The 13,274-nt window shown below is 59.1% G+C and carries 10 protein-coding genes; 2 read left to right on the forward strand and 8 right to left on the reverse strand.

The features are described 5' to 3' along the window. Positions 1-51: 51 nt before the first annotated feature. From AB4O12_RS12595 to AB4O12_RS12625, 7 genes are all read right to left on the reverse strand, one after another. Positions 52-285, reverse strand: coding sequence for a hypothetical protein (locus tag AB4O12_RS12595; RefSeq protein ID WP_003226592.1), 234 nt, complete (start codon positions 283-285; stop codon positions 52-54). Between the two features lie 106 nt (positions 286-391). After that, positions 392-916, reverse strand: a complete 525-nt coding sequence (locus AB4O12_RS12600) for a DUF6586 family protein (protein WP_460062189.1) — start codon at positions 914-916, stop codon at positions 392-394. Between the two features lie 144 nt (positions 917-1,060). Beyond that, a complete protein-coding gene (gene topA / locus AB4O12_RS12605) occupies positions 1,061-3,694 on the reverse strand; it encodes a type I DNA topoisomerase (RefSeq protein ID WP_056791529.1) in 2,634 nt (877 codons plus the stop codon). A gap of 114 nt (positions 3,695-3,808) precedes the next feature. Beyond that, positions 3,809-4,045, reverse strand: coding sequence for a DUF1653 domain-containing protein (locus AB4O12_RS12610; RefSeq protein WP_125918335.1), 237 nt, complete (start codon positions 4,043-4,045; stop codon positions 3,809-3,811). Between the two features lie 93 nt (positions 4,046-4,138). Then, the gene (fadA, locus tag AB4O12_RS12615; protein ID WP_095182362.1) at positions 4,139-5,314 is read right to left on the reverse strand and encodes an acetyl-CoA C-acyltransferase FadA; all 1,176 of its coding nucleotides are present in this window, start codon (positions 5,312-5,314) and stop codon (positions 4,139-4,141) included. A gap of 29 nt (positions 5,315-5,343) precedes the next feature. Continuing rightward, a complete protein-coding gene (gene fadB, locus AB4O12_RS12620) occupies positions 5,344-7,491 on the reverse strand; it encodes a fatty acid oxidation complex subunit alpha FadB (RefSeq protein ID WP_024013640.1) in 2,148 nt (715 codons plus the stop codon). A 527-nt stretch (positions 7,492-8,018) separates the two neighbouring features. Beyond that, on the reverse strand, positions 8,019-8,456 hold the full coding sequence (locus AB4O12_RS12625; protein WP_041477352.1) for a hypothetical protein: 438 nt from the start codon (positions 8,454-8,456) through the stop codon (positions 8,019-8,021). Positions 8,457-8,559: 103 nt separating this feature from the next. Here AB4O12_RS12625 and AB4O12_RS12630 point away from each other — a divergent pair, with 103 nt between their 5' ends. Beyond that, entirely contained in the window at positions 8,560-8,997 is a 438-nt protein-coding gene (locus AB4O12_RS12630; protein ID WP_016775498.1) for a universal stress protein, read from the forward strand. Positions 8,998-9,189: 192 nt separating this feature from the next. On the opposite strand, the gene AB4O12_RS12635 is transcribed toward AB4O12_RS12630, so the two are convergent. After that, positions 9,190-11,112, reverse strand: a complete 1,923-nt coding sequence (locus tag AB4O12_RS12635) for an ATP-binding cassette domain-containing protein (protein WP_016775499.1) — start codon at positions 11,110-11,112, stop codon at positions 9,190-9,192. Between the two features lie 214 nt (positions 11,113-11,326). Between AB4O12_RS12635 and AB4O12_RS12640 the strand changes: the two genes are divergently transcribed. Continuing rightward, a complete protein-coding gene (locus tag AB4O12_RS12640) occupies positions 11,327-13,255 on the forward strand; it encodes a transglycosylase SLT domain-containing protein (RefSeq protein WP_056791535.1) in 1,929 nt (642 codons plus the stop codon). Positions 13,256-13,274: the final 19 nt, after the last annotated feature.

Here is a 13,274-nt window from a genome sequence, read left to right on the forward strand (position 1 = left end):
CAGAGAAGCCGATCTGAAGCGCAAGCGACCGAGAAAAGGCCAAAGCGTGGATCAATGAAGAACCCGCGGCCCCTCTTCCTTATCAAACTCGCCTTCAACCATACGACCTGCCATCTGCACGCCGACGCTCAACATCGCTTTGGCAATTTCAACGTGCTGGCCTTGCAGGAACGCCTTGGCATCCTCGGAGAAATCCAGCGTCACCAGAGAACCTTCGTCCTCGGCCCTGCGCAGTTCGATTCGGCCGTCTGGTAACTCGACAATTTCTAGAAAGGACGTTGGCATATAAGTCTGTTCTCCACGAAAGGCAGCGATTATATAGACATCATTCGAGCTTCGCTCGGGATCTTGACCAGCAGCATGTTTCAGATTGCCACTGCGCCAAATCCAATCAGCACTCATTCAAACCTTCACGGAAACGCAGGGCCAGACCTTTAAGGTTCTGCCGCCAGCTCTCCAGCTCGTCTCGACTGAGCTCTTCTGCCGCCTCTTCTTCATCAAGATTAATCGCTTGGATCAGCGGCTGCGTCACGTCGCCTTTCGGCTTGCGTGGCGCCCTCGGTGGCTGAAACAGTGCTGCGTGCGCCGCCAGCAGTTTCGCCAGCCAGGTTTCCGGATTACCGGCCAGCTCGACCATTTCGGCCAACTCCGGAATGGCGATCGACTCCAGCACTTCGCGCGTCAACAACTCCTCTGCCCTCGGCGAATTGGCCTGCGGCAGACGATAAAAACCGGCGATCTCATGACACAAGCCCAGCAGTGCGCCGTAGAGGTGGAACAACGCCGACTCACGCCCGGCCTGGATCAGCGCCAGAGAATTCATCGCCCGCCCTTCTTCAGCACGAGCCAGAGCTTCGAGTGACAGGCCGGCGAAATAGATCTTCTGGTTGGTGCGGGTATAGAGTTCGTGGGCCATGACGGCAGCCTCCACAACGAAATAATTGCTTCACACAGGCCCGGCAGTGTCATGGATCAGCCGATGCCAGCGCAAGCAAAAAACAAAAAGGCCGCATGAAAACCCGAAGGGTTCATGCGGCCTTTTTGCTGTTCAGACTAGCGCTTACTCAGCCTTGGCCTTTGCGCTGCGCTTGTCTTCAACAGTCCACTTGCCACCGTCGTAATACGCTTTCCAGCCTGTCGGCTTGCCGTCGACTTCGGTCTGTACGTATTGCTCCTTGGTCTTGCGGCTGTAGCGGATGACCGCTGGCAGACCGTCAGGATCCTTTTGCGGAGCCTCGCACAGGAAGTGGTACTTCGGATCAATCTCGTCCTTGTGCGGCAGAATCTCGATCACCAGCGGAGCGCGGGTCTCGCGGTTTTTCGGGAACTGACTGGCAGCCAGGAACAGACCGGAGGCACCATCGCGCAGGATGTAGGTGTCGTTGACCTTTTCGCATTTCAGCTCAGGCATCTTCACCGGATCCATCTTCGGCGGTGCCGCGTCACCGCTCTTCAGCAACTTGCGGGTATTCTTGCACTCAGGGTTGGTGCAACCGAAGAACTTGCCGAAACGGCCGGTCTTGAGCTGCATTTCGCTGCCGCACTTATCGCATTCCAGACTCGGACCCTCATAGCCCTTGATGCGATAGCTGCCCTCTTCAATTTCGTAACCGGCGCAATCCGGGTTGTTGCCGCAGATGTGCAACTTGCGCTTTTCGTCTAGCAGGTAGGCGTCCATCGCCGTGCTGCAGATCGGGCAGCGATGCTTGCCACGCAGCACCAGCGATTCCGATTCGCCCTCGTCGTCCGCTGCGATTTCATCGCCCGGCACCAGGTTGACGGTGGCCTTGCAGCGCTCTTTCGGCGGCAGGCTGTAGCCCGAACAGCCGAGGAACACGCCAGTCGATGCGGTACGAATCTGCATCGGACGACCGCAAGTGGTGCACGGAATGTCAGTCATGACCGGCTGGTTGGCGCGCATGCCGCTGTCCGGGTTTTCCGCTACTTCGAGTTTCTTCTTGAAGTCGCCATAGAACTCGTCCAGCACGTTTTTCCAGTCGCGCTCGCCCTGCGCCACGTCATCGAGGTTCTCTTCCATGCCGGCGGTGAAGCCGTAGTCCATGAGATTGGAGAAGCTCTCGGACAGACGTTCGGTGACGATGTCACCCATCTTTTCCGAGTAGAAACGACGGTTGTGCAGGGTCACATAACCGCGATCCTGAATGGTCGAAATGATCGCAGCGTAAGTCGAAGGACGACCGATGCCGCGTTTTTCCATCTCCTTGACCAGACTGGCTTCGGAATAACGCGCCGGTGGCTTGGTGAAATGCTGCGACGGGTCAAGCTTGATCAGCTTCATCACATCGCCCTGCGCCATATCCGGCAGTACGTCGTCGTCACCGGGCTTGGCAATCTGCGGCATCACCCGGGTATAACCGTCGAACTTGAGGATACGGCCCTTGGCACGCAGCTCGAAGTCGCCAGCGCCGACGCTGACGGTGGTCGACAGGTACTGCGCCGGCAGCATCTGGCAGGCTAGGAACTGGCGCCAGATCAGCTCATACAGACGCTCGGCATCGCGCTCCATACCCGCCAGCTTGCTCGGCGTGGTATTGGCGTCGGACGGACGAATCGCTTCGTGAGCCTCTTGCGCGCCTTCCTTGCTGCTGTAAACGTTCGGCGTTTCCGGCAGGTATTTCTTGCCGAATTCGTCCTCAATGTATGTGCGCGCCATCGCCACGGCGTCGGCCGAGAGATTGGTCGAGTCGGTACGCATGTAAGTGATGTAGCCAGCTTCGTACAGACGCTGGGCCATCATCATGGTTTTCTTCACGCCGAAACCGAGGCGGTTGCTCGCAGCCTGCTGCAAGGTCGACGTGATGAACGGCGCCGACGGCTTGCTGCTGGTCGGTTTGTCTTCGCGCTTGACGATGTTGTAGCTGGAAGACTTGAGCTTCTCCAGCGCAGCCATGGCCTGGGCTTCATTCAGCGGCTTGAAGGCTTCGCCTTTTTCGCGAGCCACTTCGAAACGCACGGTCGAGCCTTTGGTGGTGCCGAGATCAGCGTGCACTTCCCAGTATTCTTCGGGATTGAACGCACGGATTTCACGCTCACGCTCGACTACCAGCTTCACCGCAACCGATTGCACGCGACCGGCGGACAGACCACGGGCGATCTTGGCCCACAGCAGCGGCGAGACCATGTAGCCGACGACGCGGTCGAGGAAGCGACGCGCCTGCTGGGCGTTGACACGATCAATGTCCAGCTCGCCCGGCTCGGAGAAGGCTTCCTGGATCGCCTTCTTGGTGATTTCGTTGAACACCACGCGCTTGTAACGGCTATCGTCACCACCGATGGCTTCGCGCAGGTGCCAGGCAATGGCTTCCCCCTCGCGATCCAAGTCGGTTGCGAGATAGATGGTGTCAGCATCCTTGGCGAGCCGGCGCAGCTCTTCGATGACCTTTTCTTTGCCCGGGAGGATCTCGTACTGGGCTTTCCAGCCGTGTTCGGGATCGACGCCCATGCGCGAGACCAGTTGCTTGCGCGCTTTCTCTTTCGGCGAGAGCACCGGACCTTCGCCCGCAGCAGCCTTGCCGCGCTTGGCGGCTGGCTCTTTGCTGGCGCTAGCCGAACCGCTGGTGGGCAGGTCTCGGATATGGCCGATACTCGACTTCACCACGTATTGGTTACCCAGATACTTGTTGATGGTCTTGGCCTTAGCCGGGGATTCCACAATGACCAGCGATTTGCCCATGGATCAGAAAATTCCTGAATTCTAGAAGTGAAAGGCGGTTGGCGCCTGACGCGGCACCGCTATATATAGTTGATACAAGGTGAGGTCAAGCGCAGGGTTGTCTGCGCAGTCGCCTCATGCCTTGTCAAAAAGGCTCGGTTCGGCTTGCACCAAAGCAAAGCGCGGCACCTGCTCGCCGTCAACCTCGACCGACTCGACGAACATGCTCAGCGGGCGCACCCAAAAGCCGTAATCGCCATACAGGGCTTGGTAAAAGACCACTTCTTCTTCGGTTTCGGAATGCCGCGCAATACTGAATACACGGTATTGCGGACCTTTGTAATGTTGGTAGAGCCCAGGTTGTATCGGCATGCTTCGGCCCTCACTGAAATCTTTTCAAAAATAAATAAAAAACCCAAAAACAAAAACCGGGGCACTGGGCCCCGGCTTCCATCGACGAGACGCTTAAACGCGTTCGAAGACGGTGGAGATGCCTTGGCCGAGACCAATGCACATAGTGGCCACCCCAAAGGTGCCGCTATTCTGCTTCATCACGTTCAGCAGGGTGCCGGAAATACGCGCACCGGAGCAACCGAACGGGTGACCCAGGGCGATCGCGCCGCCGTGCAGGTTAACCTTCTCGTTCATCTTGTCGAGCACTTTCAAATCTTTCAGCACTGGCAGAGCCTGTGCAGCGAAAGCTTCGTTGAGCTCGAAGAAGTCGATATCGTTGATGCCAAGGCCTGCGCGCTTCAGGGCTTTTTGTGTTGCCGGCACTGGACCATAGCCCATGATTGCCGGGTCTACACCCGCCACTGCCATCGAACGGATTACCGCCATTGGCTGGATGCCGAGGTCCTGCGCACGCTGCGCCGACATCACGATCATGCACGAAGCACCGTCAGTGATCTGCGACGAAGTACCGGCAGTCACGGTGCCGCCCTTCGGATTGAATGCCGGCTTGAGCGCCGCCAGACTTTCCAGGGTGGTTTCCGGACGAATGGTTTCGTCGTAGTCGTACAGTTTCAGGAAACCGTTCTCGTCGTAACCCTGCATCGGGATGATTTCGTCCTTGAACTTGCCTTCCACGGTTGCCTTGTGGGCCAACTGGTGGGAACGCACGCCAAAGGCATCCTGCTGCTCACGGGTGATGCCGTGCATCTTGCCGAGCATTTCAGCGGTCAGGCCCATCATGCCCGAGGCTTTCGCCGCGTACAGCGACATGTGCGGGTTCGGATCGACACCGTGCATCATGCTCACGTGGCCCATGTGCTCGACGCCGCCGACCACGAACACGTCACCGTTGCCGGTCATGATCGCTTGCGCAGCAGTGTGCAGCGCGCTCATCGACGAACCGCACAGACGGCTGACGGTCTGGCCGGCCGAAGTGTGCGGAATCTGGGTCATCAGCGACGCCATGCGCGCGATGTTCCAGCCCTGCTCCAGGGTCTGGTTGACGCAGCCCCAGATCACGTCCTCGACTTCCGCCGGGTCGACCTTGGTGTTGCGTTCCAGCAGTTTGCTGATCAGGTGCGCCGACATGTCTTCAGCGCGGGTGTTGCGGTGCATGCCGCCCTTGGAGCGGCCCATCGGAGTACGACCGAAGTCGACAATCACGACGTCTCTAGGATTCAAGCTCATAAGTTCACTCTCACTCTAGTTGGGGGCGCTTAACCGAAGAAGCTCTGGCCGTTCTTGGCCATTTCGCGCAGCTTCGCGGTCGGGTGGTACAGCGCGCCCAAATCAGCGTACTGGTCAGCCAGGGCAACGAACTCGGCAACACCGATCGAATCGATGTAGCGCAGCGCACCGCCACGGAATGGAGGGAAACCGATACCGTAGACCAGACCCATGTCGGCTTCGGCGGCGGTTTCAACGATGCCGTCTTCCAGGCAGCGCACGGTTTCCAGGCACAGCGGGATCATCATCCAGTTGATGATGTCTTCGTCAGTGACTTCGCGCTGCTCGTAAACGATCGGCTTGAGCACTTCGAGTACCGACGGATCGGCGACTTTCTTCTGCTTGCCTTTCTTGTCGGCCTCGTAGGCGTAGAAGCCCTTGCCGTTCTTCTGGCCCAGGCGTTTGGCTTCGTACAGCACGTCGATGGCCGAACGACGGTCATCCTTCATGCGGTCCGGGAAACCTTCAGCCATGACGTCGCGGCCGTGGTGACCGGTGTCGATGCCGACCACGTCCATCAGGTAAGCCGGGCCCATTGGCCAGCCGAATTTTTCCATCACTTTGTCGATGCGAACGAAGTCGACACCGGCGCTGACCAGCTTGGCGAAACCGCCGAAGTACGGGAACAGCACGCGGTTGACCAAAAAGCCCGGGCAGTCATTGACGACAATCGGGTTCTTGCCCATTTTCTTCGCGTAGGCAACGGTGGTGGCGATCGCCAGTTCACTGGACTTCTCGCCACGGATCACTTCCACCAGCGGCATCATGTGCACCGGGTTGAAGAAGTGCATGCCGACGAAGTTTTCCGGACGCTTGAGGGCCTTGGCCAGCAGGCTGATGGAAATGGTCGAGGTGTTGGACGCGAGGATGGTGTCCTCTTTGACCTTGTCTTCGACTTCAGCCAGTACCGCTTGCTTGACCTTCGGGTTTTCGACCACAGCTTCAACGACCAGATCGACGTGACCGAAGTCGCCGTAGGACAGGGTCGGACGAATGCCGTTGAGCACTTCAGCCATCTTCGCAGCGGTCATGCGACCCTTGTCAACGCGGCCGACCAGCAGCTTGGCGGCTTCGGCCAGACCCTGCTCGATACCGTGCTCGTTGATGTCCTTCATCAGGATCGGCGTGCCTTTGGAAGCCGACTGATAAGCGATACCGCCACCCATGATGCCGGCGCCGAGTACGGCAGCCTGCTTCACGTCCTTGGCGATTTCGTCATAGGCCTTGGCCTTTTTCTTCAATTCCTGATCGTTCAGGAACAGGCCGATCAGGCTCTGCGCAGCAGAGGTCTTGGCCAGTTTGACGAAGCCTGCAGCTTCCACTTCCAGTGCCTTGTCGCGACCGAAGTTCGCGGCTTTCTGGATGGTCTTGATCGCTTCAACCGGCGCCGGGTAGTTCGGGCCGGCCTGGCCAGCCACGAAACCTTTGGCGGTTTCGAAAGCCATCATTTGCTCAATGGCGTTCAACTTGAGTTTTTCAAGTTTCGGCTGACGCTTGGCTTTGTAATCGAACTCACCGGAGATGGCGCGCTTGATCAGTTCAAGGGCAGCTTCCTGCAGCTTCTCTGGAGCAACCACGGCGTCGACGGCGCTGACTTTCAGGGCGTCTTCAGGACGGTTTTCCTTGCCGGCGGCAATCCACTCGATGGCGTTGTCGACACCGATCAGGCGTGGCAGACGCACAGTACCGCCGAAGCCTGGGTAGATGCCCAGTTTGACTTCCGGCAGACCGATCTTGGCCTTGGTGGACATGACGCGATAGTCGGCCGCCAGGCACATTTCCAGACCGCCACCGAGGGCGATGCCGTTGATGGCCGCGACGGTCGGCACGTTGAGGTCTTCGAAATCGCTGAAGATCTTGTTGGCTTCGAGATTGCCTGCAACCAGCTCGGCATCCGGCAGCTTGAAGTTGTCGACAAATTCGGTGATGTCGGCGCCGACGATGAACACGTCCTTGCCGCTGCTGACGATCACGCCCTTGATCGAAGCATCTGCCTTGATGGTGTCTACGGCCTGACGCAGTTCGTTCAGGGTTAGACGGTTGAACTTGTTGACGGACTCACCCTTGAGGTCGAATTTCAATTCGACGATGCCACTTTCAAGAGCTTTAACCGTGATGGCTTTACCTTCGTAAATCATCAACTGATCTCCACGATATGGAAGCTGAACAGTACACGTCGGACGCAGGCTTATGGCTCAGAAGGACGCTTTGTTCGTCGATGCTGACACCTGTCCGCCCGGCACACCCGCCAACGCGATAGTCGGGATTCTGTAGGAGCAGTCTGTAAGACAAACGCTCAATTCATACGCCCGTTTGATTCGGGTACGTCACCTTCACGGAATTTCAGACAATTGTCAATCGCCCTAAATTCGGGCTGAAATGCGACTTTGCGGTCATTTCTGCACCATGATGAGCAGCAACACCCGTCTCGATGTTCAGCCATTCATAGAATCAATAGTTAGAAAAGTCGCCCTAATTTCCGCCGAGCCCTGTTCAGAAGGCTACGCTGGGTGGACTGCGAGGAAATTTGCCGAGGCGATCAAAGCGCTTGCCGCAAAAAAAGATTACCGGCCTGCCTGGCCAATCCGCCCGACGAATCATGTCGGGCTTTTTATTGCGCGTCTGCCGGACGTTTCACACCGTTGCAGTGAGAAAAGTCCGCGCATCACGCCAGTGCTTTCAGGGTCGCGTCGATATCCTGCAGAACCGTCGCCTCGCCCTTCTCGCCCCAGTACAAGGCGATCATCTGCTTGTCCGCTTCGATCTTGAAAACATTGCCCGGCAATTTTTCGAAATAATCGAGCAGGATCCGGTCATCGCAGACTTCCTGCCATTGATTGACCCAAACGCCCGGGGTTTTCTGCCAGTACGTCCAGCACGCCGGTTGGCTGCCACGCCGCGGCCGATGGTACTGGGCGCAGGGATTCGGCGGCTCCGGCAGCAGCCAGTGCGGCCACTCCTGCGGCGCCAGCTGCATGGCCAGGCCGATGCGTCGCGCCTCCATGCGCAGGGCCATGCGCCCGCTCTGCGTTCGCGATGGGCGCAACCATGCCAGTGGACTTAAAACTACCAGCAGGATTGACACCACCAGCCAGACCGTCATATCTGTACTCCCGATTTTTGATGAGCCCATTGTGTCACTTGCGAACCAATGCGCTTGAAACCAGCCATACTTACCAATATCGAACCCTCAGGAGGAGCACCTCATGCCCTACCACCACATACTGGTCGCCGTAGATCTGACCGAAGAGTGCGACCCTGTGATCCACCGCGCCCGCGAGCTGTCGGTGAGCAACGCTGCCAAGCTGTCGCTGGTGCATATCGTTGAACCAATGGCCATGGCCTTCGGTGGCGACGTGCCAATGGACCTGTCACAACTGCAACAACAGCAGTTCGATCAGGCCAAGGAGCGTCTTGAAAAACTCAAATCGAAATACCCCGAGCTCGAAGGCGCCAATTGCCATCTGACCTACGGCCAGCCCCGCCAGGAAATCCATCATTTCGCCAAGGAACAAGCGTGCGATCTGATTGTGGTCGGCAGTCATGGCCGCCATGGCCTGGCACTGCTGCTCGGCTCGACCGCGAATGACGTGCTGCACGGTGCGCCATGCGATGTACTCGCGGTGCACCTGGTCAAACGCTGATCTGTCTTGCAGTTTGTGGGAGCGGGCCTGCTCGCGAATACGTCGGCACATTCAATATGAGTGCCGCCTGACACACCGCTTTCGCGAGCAGGCTCGCTCTCACAGTTGACCTGCTCCAGCCTGTAGATCGCGTTACATATGAAAAGCCCGGCGCTCATCACTGAGCGCCGGGCTTTTTCACATCAGGAGCAATCAGGCATCCAGCTCGGCCCAACGCTCCACCAACGCATCCAGCTCGGCCTGCAATTGCTCCAGCGAAGCAATCACCTTGGCCGTTTCCGCCGGCGGACGCTGATAGAAACCGGCTTCAGCCATTTCCGCTTCAACCGCGGCGATTTGCTGCTCCTTGGCGTCGATGTCGCCCGGCAAGGCTTCCAGCTCACGCTGCAGCTTGTAGCTGAGTTTCTTCTTGGCAACCGGAGCGGCAGCCGCAGGCGCAGCCACCGGAGCCGGCTCAGCGCTAACCACCGCCGAGTTCAGGTCAGCCTTGCCCGACTTGCTTTCAGTCACGCCCAACAGACGCGGCGAACCGCCCTGACGGATCCAGTCCTGATAGCCGCCGACGTATTCACGAACCTTGCCTTCACCTTCGAAGACCAGGGTGCTGGTCACCACGTTATCGAGGAATGCCCGGTCGTGGCTGACCATCAGCACGGTGCCGTTGAAAGTCAGCAGCACTTCTTCGAGCAGCTCGAGAGTTTCCACATCGAGGTCGTTGGTCGGTTCGTCGAGCACCAGCAGGTTCGCCGGTTTGCTGAACAGCTTCGCCAGCAACAGACGCGCACGTTCACCACCCGACAACGCCTTGACCGGCGTGCGTGCACGCTGCGGGCTGAACAGGAAGTCGCCGAGATAGCTCAGCACGTGACGGCTCTGCCCGTCGATGTCGATGAAGTCGCGACCTTCGGCGACGTTGTCGATCACGGTTTTTTCCAGATCCAGCTGATGGCGCAACTGGTCGAAGTACGCCACGTCGATCCGGGTGCCCTCTTCCACTTTACCGCTGGTCGGTTGCAGACCGCTGAGCATCAGTTTCAACAGGGTGGTCTTGCCGGTACCGTTGGCGCCGAGCAGACCGATACGGTCGCCGCGCTGCAGGACCATGGAGAAATCCTTGATCAGGAACGGCCCGCCCGGATGCGCGAAGCTCACGTTCTCGAGGACCATCACCTGCTTGCCGGATTTGTCCGCGGTTTCCAGCTGGATGTTGGCCTTGCCGGTACGCTCGCGACGCTCACTGCGCTCAACGCGCAGGGCTTTCAGGGCGCGCACGCGACCTTCGTTGCGAGTGCGGCGGGCCTTGATGCCCTGACGGATCCACACCTCTTCCTGAGCCAGACGCTTGTCGAACAGCGCGTTGGCGGTTTCTTCAGCGGCCAGCGCAGCTTCTTTGTGCACGAGGAAACTGGCGTAGTCGCCGTTCCAGTCGATCAGCCCACCGCGATCCAGTTCGAGGATTCGCGTGGCGAGGTTTTGCAGGAAGGAACGGTCGTGCGTGATGAACAGCACGGCGCCCTGGAAATCTTTCAGCGCCTCTTCGAGCCAGGCAATCGCACCGATGTCCAGGTGGTTGGTCGGTTCGTCGAGCAGCAGCAGGTCCGGTTCGGACACCAGCGCCTGCGCCAGCAGCACGCGACGACGCCAGCCGCCGGAGAGTTCGGCGAGGGTCTTGTCGGCCGGCAGTTGCAGACGGCTCAGGGTGCTGTCGACCAGCGTCTGCAGGCGCCAGCCATCACGGGCTTCGAGGTCGTGCTGAACATGCATCAGCTTGTCCAGATCAGCGTCGGTGACGATGTTCTGGCTCAGGTGATGATATTCGGCGAGCAAGGCGCCAACACCATCGAGGCCTTCAGCCACCACGTCGAATACCGTCCGGTCGTCGGCCACTGGCAATTCTTGCGGCAATTCGCCGATTTTCAGACCGGGGGCACGCCACACCGAGCCGTCATCGGGCTTCTGGTCGCCCTTGACCAGTTTCATCATGCTGGACTTGCCAGTGCCATTGCGGCCGATGATGCACACCCGCTCACCACGGGCGATCTGCCAGGACACCTTGTCCAACAACGGCATAGCGCCGAACGCAAGGGACACATCGCTGAATTTGAGCAGGGTCATGAGCTTCTCCAAAAACCGGGCGCGCATTCTACCTGACTTGAGGCTTCAGCAGGCCGGCAATTTGTCTGTCGAAGCACTCTGCACAACATTTGTTGCGAACTTGTGCAGCGAGGCTCGCAAAGCTTTCGCCGCTTGCTGGCAAAAGGCTAAGCTACAGTCAATTCAGTGCGGATTCCGATCGGCACTTGTCATGATTTCTCTGCCCGGATGTCTCATGCGCAGTCGCCTTTTCAGTGTTTTGTCCTGCTTGTTTCTTACCGCCGCTGCCGCTCAATCCGTCCAGGCGGTGGACTTGTCCACCCAACGCCAGTATTACGATGAAGCCAAGCGCGCCTTGGCCAAGGGTGATACCGGCCCGTATTTCCGTTACAGCCAGGCGCTGGCCGATTATCCGCTGGAACCGTATCTGGCCTACGACGAACTGACCGCGCGTCTGAAGACCGCGAGCAACGCAGAAATCGAGAAATTCCTCGCCGAACACGGTGACCTGCCGCAGGCCAACTGGATGAAGCTGCGCTGGTTGCGCTGGCTCGCCGACCGTGGCGACTGGGCGACCTTCGTCAAGTATTACGATCCGAAGCTGAATTTCACCGAGCTCGACTGCCTCAACGCGCAGTACCAAATCAGCCACGACAAGAAGGCTGAAGGCTATGCCAACGCAGAAAAACTCTGGCTGACCGGCAAATCGCAACCCGCCGCCTGTGACGCGCTGTTCGGCATCTGGGCTGCCGACGGCCAGCTTACCGAGCAGAAACGCTGGGAGCGCACCAAACTTGCTGCGCAGGCACGCAACTATCCGCTGGCCAACAGTCTGATCAACGGCCTGACCACCCTCGCCCCGCGCGGTCGTTTGCTGGTCGACGTGGCGCAGAAACCCGAATTGCTCAATCAGCCGTCGCGCTTCAGCCCGGCCGACGAGCCGATGTCAGACGTCGTCAGCCTCGGCTTGCGCCGCCTCGCTCGGCAGGATCCGGACAAGGCCATGGCTTTGCTCGACGGTTACGCCAGCAGCATGCATTTCTCTCGCGATGAGAAGGTCGCGATCGCTCGCGAGATCGGCCTGACCCTCGCGCGCCGCTTCGACAGCCGCGCGCTGGACGTGATGACCAAATACGATCCGGAGCTGCGCGACAACACCGTCTCGGAATGGCGCCTGCGCCTGCTGCTGCGTCTGGCACGCTGGAACGATGCCTACGAATTGACCAAACGTCTGCCGCAAGACCTGGCCACCACCAACCGTTGGCGCTATTGGCAGGCGCGCAGTCTGGAGCTGGCCGAGCCACAAAACCCGCAAGCGCTGACCCTGTACAAGAATCTGGCGCGGGAACGAGACTTCTACGGCTTCCTCGCCGCAGACCGTTCACAGTCGCCTTACTCGCTGAACAACAAGCCGCTGGTGCTCAGCCAGGCGTTGATCAACAAGGTTCGTAACACCCCCGGCGTGCGGCGCGCGCTGGAGTTTCATGCACGCGGGCAGATCGTCGACGGGCGTCGCGAGTGGTATCACGTCAGCCGTCATTTCAACCGCGATGAAATGGTCGCCCAGGCCAAACTGGCCTACGACCTGAAATGGTACTTCCCGGCGATTCGCACCATCAGTCAGGCGCAGTACTGGGACGACCTGGACATCCGCTTCCCGATGGCGCACCGCGATACCCTCGTGCGTGAAGCCAAGGTTCGCGGCCTGCATTCGAGCTGGGTGTTCGCCATAACCCGGCAGGAAAGCGCCTTCATGGACGACGCGCGCTCCGGCGTCGGCGCCAGCGGTCTGATGCAATTGATGCCCGGCACCGCCAAGGAAACCGCGCGCAAGTTCAGCATTCCATTGGCCTCGCCCCAGCAAGTGCTCGATCCAGACAAGAACATTCAGCTCGGCGCCGCTTACCTCAGCCAGGTGCACAGCCAGTTCAACGGCAACCGCGTGCTCGCCTCCGCCGCTTATAACGCCGGGCCAGGCCGCGTGCGTCAGTGGCTGCGCGGCGCTGATCACCTGAGTTTCGACGTCTGGGTGGAAAGCATCCCGTTCGACGAAACCCGTCAATACGTGCAGAACGTGTTGTCCTACTCGGTGATCTACGGGCAAAAGCTCAACTCGCCGCAACCGCTGGTGGATTGGCATGAGCGGTATTTTGACGATCAGTAATCACCAGGCTGACGCCGGA

The sequence above is a fragment of the Pseudomonas sp. S2_A05 genome (assembly GCF_054668485.1).

Bases quoted from the DNA above. Each gene is read 5' to 3' on its own strand.
- AB4O12_RS12640 (WP_056791535.1), top strand. From the start codon at position 11,327: ATGCGCAGTCGCCTTTTCAGTGTTTTGTCCTGCTTGTTTCTTACCGCC.
- AB4O12_RS12610 (WP_125918335.1), bottom strand. From the start codon at position 4,045: ATGCCGATACAACCTGGGCTCTACCAACATTACAAAGGTCCGCAATAC.
- fadA (WP_095182362.1), bottom strand. From the start codon at position 5,314: ATGAGCTTGAATCCTAGAGACGTCGTGATTGTCGACTTCGGTCGTACT.
- AB4O12_RS12630 (WP_016775498.1), top strand. From the start codon at position 8,560: ATGCCCTACCACCACATACTGGTCGCCGTAGATCTGACCGAAGAGTGC.
- AB4O12_RS12600 (WP_460062189.1), bottom strand. From the start codon at position 916: ATGGCCCACGAACTCTATACCCGCACCAACCAGAAGATCTATTTCGCC.
- topA (WP_056791529.1), bottom strand. From the start codon at position 3,694: ATGGGCAAATCGCTGGTCATTGTGGAATCCCCGGCTAAGGCCAAGACC.
- AB4O12_RS12625 (WP_041477352.1), bottom strand. From the start codon at position 8,456: ATGACGGTCTGGCTGGTGGTGTCAATCCTGCTGGTAGTTTTAAGTCCA.
- fadB (WP_024013640.1), bottom strand. From the start codon at position 7,491: ATGATTTACGAAGGTAAAGCCATCACGGTTAAAGCTCTTGAAAGTGGC.
- AB4O12_RS12635 (WP_016775499.1), bottom strand. From the start codon at position 11,112: ATGACCCTGCTCAAATTCAGCGATGTGTCCCTTGCGTTCGGCGCTATG.
- AB4O12_RS12595 (WP_003226592.1), bottom strand. From the start codon at position 285: ATGCCAACGTCCTTTCTAGAAATTGTCGAGTTACCAGACGGCCGAATC.